Annotated in this window: 1 tRNA gene; it reads left to right on the forward strand. The window is 44.6% G+C overall.

What is annotated here, in order from left to right:
* Window positions 1–44: 44 nt before the first annotated feature.
* Window positions 45–120, forward strand: a tRNA-Ala gene (locus HPT30_RS31290).
* Window positions 121–249: the final 129 nt, after the last annotated feature.

Consider the following 249-nt stretch of genomic DNA (forward strand, 5'->3'; position numbering starts at 1 on the left):
TCCACCAAGGCCCACCATATAACATTTGAATAACTTACCTTTATGGGGCCATAGCTCAGCTGGGAGAGCGCCTGCCTTGCAAGCAGGAGGTCAGCGGTTCGATCCCGCTTGGCTCCACCAAAAATTTCATTTGAACTGTCTGTAATTCCAGACATCACAGTCGTGATTGTCACGTAATTACAGAAACTTGATCCTTGAAAACTGGATACCGAAACGAATTTGCGTTTTAGAACATCTTTTAGCTGAAAC

The organism is Paenibacillus agri, from assembly GCF_013359945.1.
In the GTDB taxonomy this organism is placed as follows: Bacteria; Bacillota; Bacilli; order Paenibacillales; family Paenibacillaceae; genus Paenibacillus_AQ; species Paenibacillus_AQ agri.